Here is a 17,727-nt window from a genome sequence, read left to right as displayed (position 1 = left end):
CCTTTTTCCAGACTGTTTCGAAGATTAGAGGATTAAGCATGTGCTGGAAACGCACTTCCACGCAGACGTCGTGTCGGGCCATGTAGATTTGGCCAAGGCGACAGGCGCCGGGGTTCAATGTCGTCGCTTTCTTTCCCTGCGCACATCGCCCACAATGGCGAGTAGGTGAAATTGGGCGATGTAACGATACAAGTGCTGCACACGCCCTGCCATACCATGGAGTCCGTCATGTACCTGCTACGCGACGAAAACTGAAAGGATTAGGGCATCTTCTCCCGTGACACTCTTTTCATCGGCGATGCGGGCCGACCGGAGCTGCCATAAAGTTATACCTGACAGAGGAGCATCTAGCAGGCTACGTCTATGAATCACTGCGCCGCAAAACTATGTTCCTGATTGATGATGTAATTGTAAACCCGGCCCATGGGTTAGTAACTAGTTTTCTCCTAGTTTTATGCTTTAAATTAAATTCACTGAAGGTAAGTTTTCCCTTAATAAAGGGCAATGACTCGCGTCACCTCTTAGTAATGAAGCTCATCAAAAGCTAAACATTCGTATATAAATTAACTAGATTTCCGCTTTTTCTCTACTGCTGGCAAAACTGCCATACCAAAACGACCTGCCCTCTGCCAAAACACCGCTTTCAGGTAGCTTTCAACTACGCAACAGCGAACAGATGCAAGCCATCACCATCCCAATGCTGTAGCGCAAACCCTAAGAAAGCCGGATCAGGCAGACAATGACATATATCACCTGTTAACATGGCAGGGGTCATTTTATTCTCTTGCAGTGTGTTGTAGCTTTAGCATTAGCTATAAAGTAGTAAGCCATCCAAAACTAAAACAGGTAAAACTTATGAAAACGATTTTAGTACCAACCGACCTTCCTGACAATGCAGCCCACGCCTTACGCTCGGCTGTCGCTTTGGCCACACTTACCGGAAGCAAACTGGTGCTGGTGCATGTTCTGCCGATACAGGTCATTGCCACCGCAGAAAGTGCTGTCTATGCATCTCAGGAACCGCTCCTGCAGGAATTTTATACCGGTAAGCTCTATGACCTTGCCCGGCAGATACAACTGGAGAACGATTTTCAGTTTAAAGTAGAAACATATTGCGAACATGGCCCCTTTCATGACATTATCAACGAAATGATTTTTCGCCTGCAGGTAGACCTGGTAGTGATGGGCAGCAAAAGTGCCAATACCTTGCTAGACAACCTCATCGGCAGCAAGACGCTTTCCTTTATGAAAGTAGCCCAATGTCCTGTACTGGTTGTTCCTGCTGCGGCTCATTTGTTTGGTCTGAAGAAAATAGCATATGCCTCAGATTTTGCCGGCGATGAGCGCGTGTTCCTCCAACAGCTTTTCACCTTTGCGGCCCCTTTTAAGGCGGAGGTGTATGTTGTCCATGTGATCACCCCCGGACATGCGCGTTCAAGCGGAGCAGGTCTGCTGGAGGATATGATACGGGAGTTTCCGGACCAGAAGTTTTGTGTTGCCCAAATAAAAGCAAATACGATTGCAGCGGGTATCAGAGCGTTTGTAAAGGAAAACAGCATCAACGTGCTGGCTGTCTCCATCCATGAAAGAGGCATGCTGGAAGACCTGTTTCACAGAAGTGTTTCCAAAAAGTTGGCCACGGAGACATTGGTGCCACTCTTAGCCTTACCTGAAAGGCCCTATAACCTGCCGCAAACACAGCCACAGGAATCAGAGTCCATTGCCAAATAAAAAGCTAATGCCTAATTAGTCATTAACCATGCTGGCTTTGCAGGTATACCTGGTTTGGCAAACACGTTTTAATTTTATCGCGATAAACAGCACCTGCTAACCCGGTATCTAAGTATAAAGTGTATAGGGAGATTTATGATGAGCGTTTGTTACTGGTGCCTGGTATGGCTGTTGCTTTTGACCGCGAGTCTCCGGGCGCCGGAGGCCTTCAAACCCAGCGAGCAGCCCCCGCAGTACATGCGTCTGGCCCATGCCTTGCAGCAGTACCAGCAGAAAATGGCCGGCTACAGTTGGATATCTTTTCCGGAAAATACCAGCCTAAGGCTTCAGGATAGTAGCCGGTATGTTTCAGACCTGCGTCACAACTTGTCATTAACGGGAGATCTGCCGGCTGGTAACGAAACAGCCAACCCTGTTTTTGATGAGGCCGTGGCAGTTGCCCTCAAAAAATTTCAGCAGCGCCACGGTTTACTGGCCGACGGCGTGGTAGGCCAGCAAACTCTCCGTGAACTAAATACGCCTCCAGCTTACCGTATCCGGCAGATCGGGGTAAACCTGAAAAGATGGCAACAGTTTGCTGCTGACTCGGCTCAGCCTTTGGTATTGGTCAATATTCCGGGCTATACGCTGCAACTTTTTGACAAGGACGGGAAAACTATTTGGTCTACACGGGTAGTGGTAGGCATGACTGGTAAAGCATACCAGACGCCCCTTCTAAACGGCTATCTACAATACCTGGTACTAAACCCCGGTTGGAACGTGCCGCAGAGTATTATGCGGAGAGAAATCATTCCGGTGCTGCGGGAGGATAAAGGTTACCTGGCCCGAAACCACATGACGCTCTACCGGCAGCAAGGAGGGCAGAAGACCCGGATCTCTGTCTATGCGGTGGACTGGAGCAAGGCCGATCCGGAGCGGGACAGACTGCTGATGGTGCAGGAACCAGGGCCCTGGAATGCCTTGGGCAGGATAAAGTTTGTTTTCCCTAACTCACACGCCGTATACCTGCACGATACCCCTGTCAAACAATTGTTTCAGTATACCTCCAGAGCCTACAGTCACGGCTGTGTCCGGGTAGAGCACCCCGATACCCTTGCTGGATACCTGCTAAGCGAAGACTGGGGGCACAAAAAAAGTATAAAAGCACTTTTAAAGGAGACCACACCAGACAAGGCCATCCGGCTGCCTAAGCAGGTGCAGGTAAAACTGGGCTACTATACCTGCTGGGTGGATGATTCCGGTGCCCTGCAGTTCCGCCAGGACATATACAAACGAGATGGCCTGCCTGAGGTTGAGCTGTGTCCGCAGCCAATAACCTATAATGCAGGCGAAAAATAAACCTGATCTATACATTTAAATGGCTTATATGATGTCTTCGCCTGTAGCTACTGCCAGAGCATCCGAAAAAAAGGAAGTATCCGATGAGGAGAGGTACTTTCTGGAAGGACCTCACTCCCGGCAGTTTGAGTTGCTGTTTTTACTTAAAGTATTGCAGGAGTTCCTTCACGGCTTCCGGGTACTGCACTTTATCGGCCCTTGTGTTACTGTATTTGGCTCTGCCCGCTTTAAAGAAGATCATACCTACTATAAGCTGGCAAATGACACCGGCTTTGGTCTGGCTAAACTAGGCTTTACCGTAATGACAGGCGGCGGACCCGGTTTAATGGAAGCCGCAAACCGCGGGGCGAAAGAGGCACATGGTGTATCGGTTGGCTGCAACATACTGCTGCCGCAGGAACAATATCCCAACCCTTACCTGGACAAGTGGGTAAACTTTAAGTACTTTTTTGTTCGGAAGGTACTGCTTTCCAAATATTCTTACGCCTTTGTAGTGCTGCCGGGGGGCATTGGCACCCTGGATGAGCTTTTTGAGGCGCTGGTGCTGATACAGACTAAAAAAATGAAGCGGTTTCCGGTGGTGCTGCTGGGCAAAGCTTATCATAAGTCCCTTTATACCCATTTCGTGCACATGGCCACCGTGGGTACCATTCACTTAGAGGATTTGGACTTATTCCTGCTGACAGATTCTGTGCAGGAAGCAATGGCACATATCGAAAAGTATGCTATCGAGCCTTTTGGGCTGAAGCGCCGGAAGATCAGGTCTTATCCCTGGTTAGGTGAATCTAAAGCTAACGCACATGCCTGAGGGGTATGCACCGTTGTATTCTGCCTCGCAAACATGCTGCTATTATCTAGTAAAAGCAGGCCATTTATCTGAGAAGATATTGATTAAAGCAAAAGGCTCTGAGACAAACTGGTTAAAGTATCTCAAGGCCTTTGCTTTCTATCACGACATTTCTAGCCCGCCAACCAATCACCGCATCAGGACTCTAAAGCGTAGGGCCGGTATCTGCCGTTGGCAATGCTGTCTTATCCTCTTCGGAGCGGACAGTAATTAACTCAACCGGCTTCCCGTGCTTGGGCAAAGCAAGTATAGGGATATTGAGTTCCTGCAGCATCCGGCTGCACACACTAGGATGGAACAGCTCGTTCCATATCGCCCCTTCCGATACCCGGAAAGCGACCATATCCGCATTATACGCTTTGGCATAGTGCTCAATGCCTGCTGCTACGTGTTTGCTCTTGATCTGAACAAAGCTGACTTCATCGTCGGGAACATGCTGCAGCAGGTAATTTTTGCATACCGCTACATTAACAGGCTCCATTTTTCCATCTGTATCCACATAAAGCAAGGTGAGAGCGGCACGAAGAAGTCGTTTTATCTGAAGCAGTACCGGCAAGGTGTCCGCTTCGGTGGGCTTGAGCGCTGTCGCATAGACAATCCGGCTCACCGGCCCCGGCTCCGCGTTGACCGGAACAGCCAGCACCGGACAAGGCGCCTGTTGCACCAGCTCTTCGGTTGTGGTACCCAACAACTTATTCAGCAAGGAAGTCCCGCCTCTTGTTCCCATCACAACCATACTTACTTTTCTGGCTTTTATCAGTTCCAGCAGTTCATCTACCACGTCTCCTGCCCGCACCGTAAATCTTAGCGGCACCGCCACCCCGGCATTTTGTTTTATCAGCCTGGCAAACTTACGCAGTTTACTCAGGGCCTCTTGCTTCGTCTCATACTCGGGCAACGCAAACACGGGCTCGTTTACATCCGAGATAAGTACGGGCGGCTGGTACACATGGCAAAGCAGCAACTGCGCCTCCATCCGGGAAGCGAGATCCAAGGCCATCTCCAGTGCTTTCAGAGCGTCCTCAGAGTAATCAATTGGTACGAGTAAGGTTTTCATACTTCACAGTAGCTTAGCTACATGGCTTCATCAAACAGGTATTGATCTTTCGGCGCGATCCTCTACGTCCCTTGTGTTTTCCCGAACACAGGATGGGAGTGCCAAGATGGGAACAAATGTTCTTGTCAGTAACTGATGTGTCAGGCTCCTGTTCAGGAGCTTTTCCAGGAACGTATGCTTCTGCGGAAGCAGCACCAGCAACCCAGCCCGCTGCTCCTGAACAAAATCCTGCACCCCCGCGGCCACGTCCTCCCGCTGCTGAAAAACGACCCGGTAGTCAACACCCCGCAACTGCTGGTCTAACGTGTTGAGCGCTGCAAGCGCCTTGTCCATTTCCCGTTCCGGACTGTTTTTCCTGTACAGATGCAGCACCTGCAGGCGGCTATGAAACAAGCTGACAAACTCCCCTAACAAACCAAGCACCGCCCTGGAGGGTAGCTTGAATAGGTCGGCGGCAAAAACAACAGACTTGTATTCTTCAAATCGGGCATCAAGCGGAACAGCCAGCACGGGTACAGAGGCCTCCTGCATGACGCGAATGGTGGTACGCCCCAGTAAAGCCCTCGTGAAAGCATTTTCCCCGCGCATGCCCATCACCACCAGGTCCGCTTCGTGCACTTCCACGGCTTTCAGTATTTCATCAAAGGCAATACCGAACTTACAGATACACTTGATGTTTACTTCCGCTCTTTTTAGTGGTGTCTCATCTATCTCAACTGTATGAAAGCCGCTTTGGGTATGCGGAATACGGTTCACCGCCACATCTGGCGGCAGGATGCTCCGGAACTGAACAGCAAAATCCTTTAACAGCAAGCTTTTCACTTCTTTGGCGTAAGCCTCCAGCTTTTTTGTTCTTCTTCTTTCCAGATCATTGATTACAGCAGTATACGATCCCATATAGGGAAAGGAGAGCGGCTCAAAAAAAGCATGCAGCAGTACGATGCGGGCATCTGCCTCCCTGGCCACTTCGATAGCATACAATAAAGCGGTACGTGCACCGGGAGAGTAATCGGTAGGTACTAAAATAGTTTTCATAGTATGGGCAATTAAGTATAAAAAGATCTTTTAAAACATCAGCTACCTGAAAGCTTCTTAAAAGTACCCTTACTAGAAAATATTTGCAGTGATGCCCGTCAGTGTAAAAGATGATCTTTATCAGTCCAGGAAGAAACTATAATTTAAGTACATGCCAGCTTGCATCAACTTATGCCCGGCTTGTTGAACAGCTTGTATACTTAAACCAGGCAGGTATATTTTGTGGCATCTTCCAACGGGTCATTTTCTGCCGGTACTCTCCCGGTAAGCTATGGAAGGTTGCTGTTTATACGCAAAAGAAACTATGCGCTCTTAGTCCCGCTTCAATCTGTTTTTAACAGACCTGCTTCGCAGCCATTTGAATAGCTCCATGGCACCTAATACAACAGCGGCAGTAGGCAGCAGTTTCAGCCATTCGTTTAGTTGTACAGGCTCAAGCTCCAGGATGGAGGCCAGAAATGGAACATACGCGGCACTGATATGCACGAGCTGCGCCCCAACAATTCCGGCAATCAACAGATAATTGTTGCGGAGCGGCACCTGAAACAAGGATTTAAATTCGGACCGGCAGTTTAAGACGTGAAAGTTCTGGAGTAAAACCATGAGCATCATCAGGTCGGTGCGGGCATGCCGTACGTCCATCCCCTGCCCTTCTACCAGCCAGTACCAGAGTCCGAAGGTCAACCCTACCATTACCGCCGCTGAAAGAAGTATCTCCTTCCACATCAGGGGGTCAAAAACAGGCTCATCCGGCTTGCGGGGCGGCAGCTGCATTACAGCCGGATCCCCTTTCTCCAGCGCCAGGGCTATGTCCTGAATGCCGTTGGTCACCAAGTTCAACCATAGCAGCTGCACCGCAATAAAAGGCAAAGGCAGGCCCAGCAGCAAAGTCAGGGCAACCAGCAGCAACTCAGCTGCACCGGTAGAAATGAGCATGTATATGATCTTACGCAGGTTCTCATAGGTAAAGCGGCCTTCTTCTATGCCTGCAGCAATGGAAGCGAAATTGTTGTCGGTTACAATAATGGACGCGGCTTCTTTGGCCACGTCTGTGCCACTGCCCATGGCCACCCCTATATGGGCAGCCTTTAATGCGGGAGCATCGTTGGCGCCGTCCCCGGTTACGGCCACAAAATGGTTGTTGCGCTTCATAGTTTCTACAATGTCCTTTTTCTGCAGGGGAGCAACCCGCGCAAAAACGCGTTTTTCTGCCATCACCTGCAGAAACGCAGAGGGATTTTCTGATTGTAGCGCCGCCATTTCCTGGCCCGTGATCACTTCCGCATCCGAAGTAGCAATTCCCAGTTGCCGGGCAATAGCAACTGCGGTCACCGGGTGGTCGCCAGTCACCATTACGACCTTGAGGCCTGCCTGCTGGCAAGCTTTTACCGCCGCCACAACTTCAGCGCGCAAGGGGTCAATCAGGCCAATGAGCCCTGCAAACTCCAGCTCTCCCAGGCTTATCACATCCGTACTGGTGGCAGGACCAACGGCCAGGCCAATCACCCGGTACCCTTCCATGGCCAGCTGGCCGGCTTGCTGCAGCAGAAATTCTTTTTGTTGCCCCACATGCCGGGCAACAACTTCGGCAGCTCCCTTCATAGCAAAGAACAGCTGGCCCCCGTCAAGGTAAAACAAGCCTGAAAACTTATTCTCCGACTCGTACGACACCTGCTTTACCACCTCTAACTGCTGCCGGAAATAAGCAGGCTCCTGCCCGGCCTTAAAGGCTAGCGCCAGCAGCGCCACATCAACTGAATCCCCGCTGTACTCCCACCCGGCTGCTTCTTGCCGCAAGCTGCCTTCGTTACACAGCACCGCAGTTTGCAGCAGTATAGCCAGAGAAGGCGTGAGCACCGCCCTGGTACCGGCCTCCGTTTCTATGGTTCCTTCGCCGTTGTAGCCCTGCCCGCTCACCAGCAATGCCTCCCCGTCTGCCAAGACCAGTTTTTTTGCCGACTGCTGGTCCATCGTCAAGGTGCCGGTCTTGTCCGAAGCTATCAAGGTGCAGCTGCCCAAGCCTTCCACAGCGGGTAGCTTACGAATGATCACGTTGCGTTTGGCCATCCTGCTGGTGCCAATTGCCAAAGCCACGGTAAGGGCTACGGGCAGGCCCTCCGGGATAGCCGAAACAGCCAGGGCCACCATAAAGAAGAAGATGTCGAACGCGGCCATCCCCCGCCACCAGCCCACCAGCCCTAACACCAGGCATAACAGGAGCACCAGCTGGCTGATCGTCCTTGAAAACACATCCATGCGGCGCAGCAGCGGGGGCTTTTCCGTTTCAGTAACAGCCAGAGAACCTGCAATCTTCCCTAGTTCGGTATCAACACCCGTAGCCGTTGCAATTCCCCATGCCCTTCCTTTTATCACGGTAGTAGCTGCAAAGGCCATGTTGCTCCTGTCGCCGAGAGATGGTGCTTCCTGCTCCAGTACGCTGCTTGTTTTCTGCACCGGCAGCGACTCGCCGGTCAGCAGACCTTCCTCTAAAGTCAGCTCCTGTACTTCCGCCAGGCGCAAATCACAAGGCACTTTCATCCCCGACTCTAGCAGCACAATATCGCCCGGCACCAGTTGTTGGGCATCCAGGTCGTATACATTCCCTTCCCGCCTCACCCGCGTTCGTATTTTTACCAAGTTTCGCAACGCGGTGGCGTTCCGTTCGGCCTTGCCTTCCTGCCAGGTGCCCAGGCAGGCATTTATCAAAATAATAGAAAAGATAAAAAGGGCGTTCTCCAGGTCCTGCACCAGCAGCGACACAGTACCTGCCGCCATCAAAACATAGATCAAAGGGTTGAGAAACTGGCTAAGGAAGATCCGGAGAAGGGTTTTGGGTTTGGGCTCCGGCATGTTGTTGAGGCCATACTGCTCCTGGCGCTGTTTTACCTCATCCACCTGAAGCCCTTCGTGCCTTGTCTGTAATAGTTGGAATACGTCCTCCACTTTTAGTTGATACCATTGTTTCTCCATGCGGATTAGAGCTAGTCGTCAGAAGGTACTTCAGCCGTTATAAGTTGCTAAACGAAAGTATGACTGCCGGAGGTTGGCTTGGTTGCTTTGGTAATGGATGGCTTTAACAGGAAATATCTGCCAGCAGGTAGAGCCAAACCAGCTGAATGAGAGTGCTACGGCCTTAAGTTCTTCGTTGTGGCTGTGCGGGTACCAATGCCCAGCCACAGGCCAATCAAATGCCCGCTCTCCGTTTGTTCGGCAACCAACTTCAGAATAGCCACAAAAGGCACGAACAGGATCATGCCAGCCGCCCCCCAGATGAGGCCACCGGCTATGATGGCCAGAACCATAAACAATGTGTTAACCTGGAGCCGGTAACTTACCGCCAGCGGAAAAATAATGTTTGCTTCCAGGTACTGCACCACGGCGAAAACAGCAACTACCCCAAGCGGGTACCACACCGAATCATAGGTAAGCCAGGCCATTGTAATAGGTAGCAGCGAACCAATCGTAATGCCCGCGTAAGGTATAAAGGTTAACAAAGAAGCGACAATGCCAAAGAGCACCGCATGCGGGATGCCCAGTAGCAGCAGGCCGGCAATATTCAGCAAGCCTACAATCAGGTATACCAGGGCCATCCCTTTTATAAAATTGTAGAACGTTTTTATAGTCTGCCGCAGGATAAAGCGAACTTTGGGAGCATCCGCTGGCGGAAAGAGATAAACGAGTGCGTCGGCAAACTGTTCGCGGTAGTATAAAATCAGAGCGCAGTAGAAAGGAATAAGAATAAACAGAACCAGGCCCACGACAGAACTATAGGCCATCTGCTGCACCAGGAGCAGCAGATGCAGCATACTACTTTGTAGTATACTTTCCAGCCACTGTCCTTGCGTTACCAGCGGCAGGTTGAAGCGCAGGGTCAGGTATTGGCTTGCATGCTCTGTCACTTCTACTATTTTTCGGCGCAGGAAGGGCCATTCCTCAGAAAATTGCAGGACCTGCTGAATAAGTAAAAGCAGCAGGCCTGCTGCAGCTATCATCAGAAGCAGGAGGGCCAACGTAATGGACAGGAACCGGGGTATATGGCGGCGCTCCAGCCAGCGGCAAACCGGGTACAAACTAAAGCTGACAAGCACGGCAAAGCAGAGTGGCACCAGCAAGGGCTGCCCAAAATGCAGCAAAAGGCTGATCACCAAAACATATAAAAGCAGCCGCAGGTAATCGGGTCGATGTACTTCCTGAGTTGGTACCATACAAAGATCGCTTTTGTCGGGAGTATAATTTACACTATGTCACCTCACTATTTCCATGTACTGGCCCTTTTGCAGTTACGGCTTTAGCCTAGCGGCGAAAGGGCCAAACTTCTGAAGTGCGTCTCACTTCAGGTCCAGCCGCATCCGCTCCCCAAACCAGATGGCCAGCTGCTGGGCCGTCTGGCTCCTGTTGGCCAGCGGCATGACCCACTTTTTACTGATGTTCTGATGCGAGAGGTAAATCAGCTTGAGCAGGGCCATGTCCGAGGGGAAAACCCCCTTCGTTTTGGCCACCTTCCTGACCTGGCGGTGAAAGCCCTCGATGGTGTTGGTGGTGAAGATGAGTTTCCGTATCGACTCGGTATATTTAAAGTACGTGGAGAGTTTGTCCAGTTCCGCTGCCAGCTCTCGAGCACCTTCGGGTACTTTCTGCCCCACTTCTCCTCCAGCTCCAGTAGCCTGAGCTCAGCCAGCTCCTTGCATTCTGCCCGGTAGACGGGCTTCAGGTCCCGCATAAACTCCTTCCGGTCCCTGGAGCCCACGTACTTGAGGCTGCCAGCGAATCTGGTGCGCGATGCAGCTCTGCACTCAGGCTGGGGCGCGCCCGGAGCTTCTGGGTTTCTTTGCTCCGGATCTTCCGCAGAAAGCCCTCTGGTTCGCTGCCGCTTTCTCTTTTCATACTTACTCCTGCTGAAAATTAATAAACTGCCGTACAAAGTTACTCTTCCGTTTGGCCAGCACGGAGCGCACGTTTTTTTCGCACTCGCTCCGGTTCAAAAATTCCTGCGTCACCAGCTGGTGTAGCTTGTCTAGACCAGAGCCGCCAAGTGCATGACGCACCGATATAAAAATGCGCTGGCCTGCTTTAATCAGCACACCTTCGTCCAGGGCTACAAATACTTCTCCCTCCGTTACAGACTCGTAGAGCAGTATCCCCGGCACCAGTCCTGCGGTGCAATCGAGCCGGTTGGGCAGGAAGATTTAGGAGCCGGCCACCATGTCGGCCACCAGCCGCTTCACGTCCTGCTTCTCTGCAAAAACTTGGTCGGGCAAGAGTATTTTCAGCTGGCGCGGGCGTGCCAGCTATGGTTTCGCCAAATACGTTTAACATCCTGCCCAAGGTCTCGCGGCCGACAGGGGCTTGCAGCGGGCCTCCGGTGGTTTGCACCTGCGCCCCCAGCGCCAACCCCTGCGTGGGCGTAAGCGCGATGCAGCGCGCACGGCTGGTGCTAAGCTGCGTGAGCACCTCCAGCAAAATGCGCTGCTCCTGACCAGTGCGCAGCAGCATGTTGATGTGAGGGATGCCCGCCTCGAAGACAGCATCCACCACACTGCCGCGTATGCTGAGAACTGTTCCGGTTATCTGCATCGTGCTTTGTCGTTTCACATCAGGGTTTAGCCAGGGGCAAGACCGGGAGCAGCTCGTTTTCACTGGACTTGCCGCTGTTCCAGCAGGCGAGGTTGTGGAGCGTCGCTTCGGCGATGTTAGCCACTGCTGTCTGCGTCAGAAAGGCTTGGTGGCCAGTTACCAGCACATTCGGCAAGGTGAGCAGCCGGGCAAAGAGGTCGTCCTGCAGGATTTCCTCGGAACGGTCGGAGAAAAACAGCGCTTTTTCGTGTTCATACACATCCAGGCCCAGGTAGCCGATTTTACCGCTCTTTACGCCCACAATGGCGTCTGCTGTGTTGAGCAATGCTCCGCGGGAGGTGTTGATCAGCATCACCCCTGTTTTCATTTTCCCGATCGCATCTTTGGCGATCAGCTGGCGGGTCTGCTCGTTTAGCGGGCAGTGCAGGGTGATGATATCGGCGCTGGCCAACAGGGTATCAAGGGTTGTATACATCAGCTGCAGTTGCTTTTCCAAGCCTTGATCCGGGGCTATGTCATAGCCCAGCAGGCGGCACCCAAAGCCATGCAGGATGTGGGCGACGGCCGTGCCAATTTTACCGGTGCCGATGATCCCTACTGTTTTGCCGTGCATGTCAAAGCCCATCAGGCCGCTGAGGTGGAAGTCGTTGTGGCAGATGCGGTCATGGGCCAGGAGCAGCCTCCGGTTCAGGCACAACATCAAGGCTACGGCATGTTCGGCCACGGCGTAGGGCGAATACGCAGGCACATGGGCCACCCGCAGCCCCAGGGCTGCCGCTGCTGATAGGTCTACATGATCATAACCTGCCGAGCGCAGGGCTACGCCCTTCACCCCCAGCGCTTTTAGCTGTTGCAACACGGGCGCCGAGGCATCATCGTTAGTGAAGAGTACTACCGCTTGGCTCCCTTTGGCCAAGACCGCCGTTTGACTGGAGAGTGGCTCCTCCACAAAGTTTAAAGTATAGCCGTTTTGGTTGAACTGCTTTAGGAAAGGAGTCTCAAATGGCTTTGTGCTGAAAACGGTTACATACATGGGCATCTGCTTAGCGGTTGGAAAAGAAAAAGCTGCACCCTTTAAGGCGAAGTACAATGCCCCAAAAAGGCGACAGACACGGCATCAACTCCATCAGGCTTAAAGGTTACCTCAGCCAGCATCCACGGCAGCACGAGCCCTTTTTGCCAGCTGTTTCGACATGGAGGCGAGAACTTGCTATGTGTTTTTACTTGTAGTTTATCGTATCGTTGGCTGGAGAAAAGGAAAAGCTAGCCCAGCCCTTTCAGCAGGTCGCCTACTAGGTAGGCGAGGGTGGCGGCAGCGCCCCCGAGCAGCAGCGTCTCCAGGCCCGAAAGGTACCAGGGCTTGTCCACGAAGCGGCTTTTGATGGCCCCGATGGCAAAGAACGCGCCGGCGGTGCTGATGCTGCTCCACATAAAAGGGTCTCGGAAGGGCACAGTGGTCAAGTAATTCCACAGAAACGGGAAAACGGGCACCAGCCCCATCAGCAGGAACGCCACAAACGTAGCCAGCGCCGCTTTCCAGGCGCTGGCCTGGTAGAGCGGGAAGTCATACTCCTCCTGCAGCATGGTGTAGGTCCACTGTTTTTTGTTGGAGGTGATGATCTGCACGGCCTGCTCCAGCACGTCCCCCGTAAAGCCCTTGCCCGCAAAGATCTGGCGGATCTCCTCCACTTCCCCCTCCGGGTATAGCTTCAGGTGCAGCTGCTCCTGTGTACTGGCCCGCTCCAGCTGCTGCTTCTCCGACCGTATCCCCAGAAAGTTGCTCACGGCCATGCTGAAGCCGTCGGCAAAGAGGTTGGCCATGCCCATGATGATGACGATCCGGGGAGCGAGCCCGGCCCCCGCCACCCCCGACACCACGGCAAAGGTGGTCACGGCGCCATCCACGGCCCCATACACAAAGTCGCGGAGGTAGCTGTGGTTTTGCCCGTGCACCAGCCGCCGCCGGATCTGGTCCGGCGTGTGCGACGCCTTTAACTGCGCTCGGAGGGATTCGGGGTTCATGGCCATGTGCTTTTGTCTTTCGTCGGCAGCGCCCTTTACAGAAGAATGATGTTGTTTACGCGGTTATACCTGGTGCGGCACCTTGCCCTCGCGGGTGGTGGCTTTGCCGTCCTGTTGTTGCTTTTCGGCGGCCAGGATGTTCTCCACGCCCTGCAGCAGCGCATCGGGGTTAAAGGAGATGCTGTCGATGCCCTGGGCCACCAGGAATTGGGCGAACGCAGGGAAGTCGCTGGGGGCCTGACCGCAGAGCCCCACTTTGGCCCCGGCCGCGTGCGCCTCCCGGATCACGGTGCTGATCATCATTTTCACGGCCTCGTTCTGCTCGTCAAACAGCTCGCTGACGGTGGAGGAGTCGCGGTCGATGCCGAGGGTGAGCTGCGTGAGGTCGTTGGAGCCGATGGAGAAGCCGTCGAAGAGCTGGGCGAACTCCCGCGCCAGCAGCACGTTGCTCGGAATCTCGGCCATCACGTAGAGCTCCAGCCCGTTCTCGCCCCGCTTCAGCCCGTGCTTGGCCATTTCCTCCACCACCTTGCGTCCCTCCGCCACCGTGCGGCAGAAGGGGATCATCAGCTTCACGTTCGTCAGGCCCATCTCGTCGCGCACCCGCTTCATGGCCCGGCACTCCAGCGCAAAGCCCTCGCGGTAGCGCGAGTTGTAGTAGCGGGAGGCGCCCCGGAAGCCTAGCATCGGGTTTTCCTCCTTCGGCTCAAACTGCTGCCCGCCGATCAGGTTGGCGTACTCGTTGGTCTTGAAGTCGCTCATGCGCACGATCACGTCGTGGGGGTGAAAAGCCGCGGCGATGGTGGCCACCGACTGCGCCAGCTTCTCCACAAAGTAGTCCTCCTTGTTTTGGTGGTGGTGCGTGAGCGCGTCGATCTGCTGTTTTACCTCCTCGTCCTGTAGCTCATTATACTTTACTAGCGCCATGGGGTGTATCCGGATGCTGTTGTTGATGATGAACTCCAGGCGCATCAGGCCCACGCCGCTGTTGGGGTAGTAGGAGAGCGCAAAGGCCTGGTCGGGGTCGCCGATGATGAGCATGGCGTGGGTGCGGGGCTTACCAAGGTGGCCAAAGTCCAGCTCCTCCTCCTTCCAGCGCAGCTGTCCGTCATACACCAGGCCGTTCTGCCCGTCGGCGCAGGACACGGTGATCTGCTGCCCGTTTCGGATGGCCTCTGTGGCGTTACCGGTGCCCACCACCGCCAGGGCGCCCACCTCGCGAGCCACGATGGCGGCGTGGCTCGTGCGCCCGCCTTTGTTGGTGATCACCGCCGACACTTTCTTCAGGATCGGGTCCCAGTCGGGGTTGGTGATGTCGGTGACGAGGATCTCGCCGGGCTGCAGCTGCCCGGCGTCCTTTGGCGAGTGCAGCAACCGGGCCGTGCCGCTGACGATGCGGTGGCCGATGGCCTTGCCGCTGGCCAGCTGCCGGCCTTTTTCCTGCAGGGTGAAGGAGGTGCGCGTCAGCTGCTTTTTCTTTTGGCTGTGGATGGTTTCGGGGCGCGCCTGCACGATGAACAGCTCGCCGGTCTCGCCGTCCTTGGCCCACTCGATGTCCATGGGGCGGCCGTAGTGCGCCTCGATCTTCACGGCCCAATCGGCGATCTGCGTGATCTCGGGGTCGGTCAGCACAAAGGCTTCCTGCTTGTCGGCGGGCGTGTCGATGTTGACAGTGGGCTCGTCGGGGTTGTCGGTGGCATACACCATGGTTAAGGCTTTGGAACCCACTTTTTTGCTCAGGATGGCAATTTTGCCCTGCTGCAGCGTAGGCTTGAACACGTAAAACTCGTCGGGGTTCACGGTGCCCTGAACCACGTTCTCGCCCAGGCCCCAGCTGCCGGTGATGTAGACCACATTGTCGAAACCTGACTCCGGGTCGAGGGTGAAGCAGACGCCGGCGCTGGCCAGGTCGGCGCGCACCATCTTCTGCACCCCGATGGACAAGTATACTTTCAGATGGTCGAAGCCGTGGTCGTGGCGGTACTTGATGGCGCGGTCGGTGAAAAGTGAGGCATAGCAACGCAGGCAGGCTTTGAGCAACTGCTCCTCACCCCTGATGTTGAGGTACGACTCGTGCTGGCCGGCAAAGCTGGCCTCAGGCAGATCCTCGGCCGTAGCGCTGCTCCTGACGGCCACCGGCACATCGGCGCCATACTGCTGGCAAAGCTGCTTGTAAGCGTCTTTAATGGCGCCGGCTATACTTTCCGGAAGGCTGGCCCCAAGTATAAGTTCACGGATCTGGCCGCCGATCTGCTGTAGATTAGTAAAGTTCTCTGTGTCCAGCTCTGCCAACCGCTTTTTTATTTCCTCCGTGAGCTGGTTTTGCGCCAGGAACTCCAGGTAGGCCTTGGCGGTGGTGGCAAAGCCATCGGGCACACGGATTTTATCCGCTTCCAGGTTATGTAACATTTCACCCAGAGAAGCGTTTTTCCCACCCACTTCAGCCACATGCTGCATGGTGGTACTTTTAAAAGGAATGATGAAGGTAGGCATGAGAGGATGTTTACGAGTTAGATTTCGTGTGCGGCAGTTTATTCATTAGCTGTTGGGCAAGAAGCGATCATAGAGAGTTTTTCTTCAGCGTTTGGGGTTGAACAAGGATTACTACTGCTATTCTGGAAAAGAAGTAGCATGCCCAACAAGGCGAAGTAGTTATCCGCGCCTTGTTGGGCATAACAGCTAAGCAACTTCAATCTTCTTGTTGTTGCCTGTAAAGGCTTCTTCTTTTTTAGGGAGCGTCAGCATAAGAATGCCGTTTTCATAGGCTGCCTGTATCGTATCGGATTTTACAGAAGCTGGAAGTTCAAAAGAGCGCGCAAACGAAGTATAACTGAACTCCCTGCGGGTATAATGCGCTTTCTCTTCATGCTTTGCTTCCGTTTGCTCCGCTGAAACAGTCAGAATTGTATCGTTGACCTCCACTTTGAAGTCCTTTTTGTCCATACCCGGAACAGCTAGTTCAATCTCAAAACGGTCGTCTTTTTCTTTGATGTTGGTAGAAGGAACTTTTTTCATTCCTTTGAAAAAGGCGTTGTCCTCGAAAAAACGATCCAGGTCCAGGACATCCGTCAACATAGAGGACATCGGTGTTACACCATTTCTTTTTGATTTTACAAGTGACATAAGCTTACTCATTTATAGTTGAACAAAGTTTTAAAGACGGGCGAAGCAGCTGCTTTAAGGCAGTTCGTGACGCTTGTAATGCGTAAACAAGACCGGCAGATAGGTATGGTAGCCTCTTTCCGGAGAGGGATACCTAGGCTGGAGGTGCTGCCAGGGGTGGTCTGGGTGATAGCCTACTACCAGCATGTCTACTCTGTTTTCGCGGGCAAACTGGCTGATTCCTTCTTCAACGCTGTTGTTGAGAAGCACATGGTAGGTAACGTGGGGATAGGTTTGCCAGGCTGCTAAAGGGTAGATTTCTTCCTGGGCTGTGGCAGCAGCGCTGGCGTCGGATTCAGGAAGCACGTGCAAAACATAAATTTCTGTGTGGAACAGGTGCGCTAGTTGCAGTACCAGTGCCACATCCTGGTAAGGCTCTCCAAGCTTATTTACGACAAATAAAATTTTTTGAAGGGGTTTAAAGGTAGCCTGCTCCGGAACAACGAGTACCGGGCAGTTAGACGCTGTGATGCTAACAGCTGTAACTGGTTCATTAAATATATCCGTTAAGGCTTGCGCATTTTCCATGCCTACAACAACCAGTACTATCTGATCATCTTTAAGTATGACTGGGATGGTTTCTTTCGCTGCTCCGTGTTTTAGCTGAATGTCGCAGGTTACTCGGCGATCAGGGTTCTGATTAGTCAGGCGTTGTCTGACTGCTTCCAGTTTGTGTGCGGTTTCGTTGTGGTCATCCAACGCTGTCATCAGTTGAGAATGCGTGAGAACACCTGGTACAATGGCTGGTGCCGGTTGGCGATGGAAGAGCAGGAGTCTGGCAGACAGGAGTTGAGCCAGCTCAAAGGCGTAGTTCGTGGTGGCTTCTGAGCTCAACGGAAAGTCCGTAATGCATAAGATTGTTTTCATAAGAAAGTATTTTACAGGCCAAACTTGTGAAGTGAAGTTATATTATAAGATTTTATTATAGAATGACTTACATCAACTTTAGGAATGATAAATA

14 protein-coding genes and 1 pseudogene are annotated in these 17,727 nt (G+C 53.1%); 3 read left to right on the top strand and 12 right to left on the bottom strand.

Annotated elements, in window-relative coordinates; genetic code table 11:
- Window positions 1-855 precede the first annotated feature (855 nt).
- The 3 genes from ABDW72_RS11455 (at window position 856) to ABDW72_RS11445 (ending at window position 3,877) form a co-directional block, all read left to right on the top strand.
- Window positions 856-1,731 (top strand): universal stress protein, encoded by an 876-nt coding sequence (locus ABDW72_RS11455; RefSeq protein WP_347158698.1) that lies wholly within the window; start codon window positions 856-858, stop codon window positions 1,729-1,731.
- A gap of 177 nt (window positions 1,732-1,908) precedes the next feature.
- Window positions 1,909-3,069 (top strand): L,D-transpeptidase family protein, encoded by a 1,161-nt coding sequence (locus tag ABDW72_RS11450; protein ID WP_347158697.1) that lies wholly within the window; start codon window positions 1,909-1,911, stop codon window positions 3,067-3,069.
- Between the two features lie 28 nt (window positions 3,070-3,097).
- Window positions 3,098-3,877, top strand: coding sequence for an LOG family protein (locus tag ABDW72_RS11445; RefSeq protein ID WP_347158795.1), 780 nt, complete (start codon window positions 3,098-3,100; stop codon window positions 3,875-3,877).
- Between the two features lie 184 nt (window positions 3,878-4,061).
- Here the strand turns inward: ABDW72_RS11445 and ABDW72_RS11440 are convergent, their stop codons facing one another.
- The 12 genes and pseudogenes from ABDW72_RS11440 to ABDW72_RS11385 form a co-directional block, all read right to left on the bottom strand.
- Window positions 4,062-4,973 (bottom strand): universal stress protein, encoded by a 912-nt coding sequence (locus ABDW72_RS11440; RefSeq protein WP_347158696.1) that lies wholly within the window; start codon window positions 4,971-4,973, stop codon window positions 4,062-4,064.
- 30 nt (window positions 4,974-5,003) lie between these two features.
- Window positions 5,004-6,008, bottom strand: coding sequence for a universal stress protein (locus ABDW72_RS11435; RefSeq protein WP_347158695.1), 1,005 nt, complete (start codon window positions 6,006-6,008; stop codon window positions 5,004-5,006).
- Window positions 6,009-6,320: 312 nt separating this feature from the next.
- Window positions 6,321-8,978, bottom strand: a complete 2,658-nt coding sequence (locus tag ABDW72_RS11430; protein ID WP_347158694.1) for a cation-translocating P-type ATPase — start codon at window positions 8,976-8,978, stop codon at window positions 6,321-6,323.
- A gap of 155 nt (window positions 8,979-9,133) precedes the next feature.
- Window positions 9,134-10,213 (bottom strand): AI-2E family transporter, encoded by a 1,080-nt coding sequence (locus ABDW72_RS11425; protein ID WP_347158693.1) that lies wholly within the window; start codon window positions 10,211-10,213, stop codon window positions 9,134-9,136.
- 123 nt (window positions 10,214-10,336) lie between these two features.
- A pseudogene (locus ABDW72_RS11420) lies at window positions 10,337-10,728 on the bottom strand (transposase).
- Between the two features lie 166 nt (window positions 10,729-10,894).
- On the bottom strand, window positions 10,895-11,155 hold the full coding sequence (locus ABDW72_RS11415) for a F0F1 ATP synthase subunit epsilon (protein WP_347158692.1): 261 nt from the start codon (window positions 11,153-11,155) through the stop codon (window positions 10,895-10,897).
- Window positions 11,079-11,582 carry a F0F1 ATP synthase subunit beta gene (locus ABDW72_RS20360; RefSeq protein WP_430438154.1) on the bottom strand — a complete coding sequence of 168 codons (504 nt, stop codon included), beginning with the start codon at window positions 11,580-11,582 and terminating at the stop codon, window positions 11,079-11,081. Before ABDW72_RS20360 ends, ABDW72_RS11415 begins: the two co-directional genes overlap by 77 nt.
- A 19-nt stretch (window positions 11,583-11,601) precedes the next feature.
- Complete coding sequence (locus ABDW72_RS11405; protein WP_347158689.1) at window positions 11,602-12,621, bottom strand: 2-hydroxyacid dehydrogenase; 1,020 nt, start codon at window positions 12,619-12,621, stop codon at window positions 11,602-11,604.
- Between the two features lie 224 nt (window positions 12,622-12,845).
- Window positions 12,846-13,610, bottom strand: coding sequence for a VIT1/CCC1 transporter family protein (locus tag ABDW72_RS11400; protein WP_347158688.1), 765 nt, complete (start codon window positions 13,608-13,610; stop codon window positions 12,846-12,848).
- Window positions 13,611-13,667: 57 nt separating this feature from the next.
- Window positions 13,668-16,097 carry a phosphoenolpyruvate synthase gene (ppsA, locus tag ABDW72_RS11395; RefSeq protein WP_347158687.1) on the bottom strand — a complete coding sequence of 810 codons (2,430 nt, stop codon included), beginning with the start codon at window positions 16,095-16,097 and terminating at the stop codon, window positions 13,668-13,670.
- Window positions 16,098-16,283: 186 nt separating this feature from the next.
- A complete protein-coding gene (locus ABDW72_RS11390) occupies window positions 16,284-16,727 on the bottom strand; it encodes an Hsp20/alpha crystallin family protein (RefSeq protein ID WP_347158686.1) in 444 nt (147 codons plus the stop codon).
- A gap of 54 nt (window positions 16,728-16,781) precedes the next feature.
- Window positions 16,782-17,633, bottom strand: a complete 852-nt coding sequence (locus ABDW72_RS11385) for a universal stress protein (RefSeq protein WP_347158685.1) — start codon at window positions 17,631-17,633, stop codon at window positions 16,782-16,784.
- Window positions 17,634-17,727: the final 94 nt, after the last annotated feature.

Origin of the sequence: Pontibacter chitinilyticus, assembly GCF_039748935.1 — a bacterium.
Taxonomy (GTDB): domain Bacteria; phylum Bacteroidota; class Bacteroidia; order Cytophagales; family Hymenobacteraceae; genus Pontibacter; species Pontibacter chitinilyticus.
This window is presented reverse-complemented; position numbering and strand designations above follow the sequence as displayed.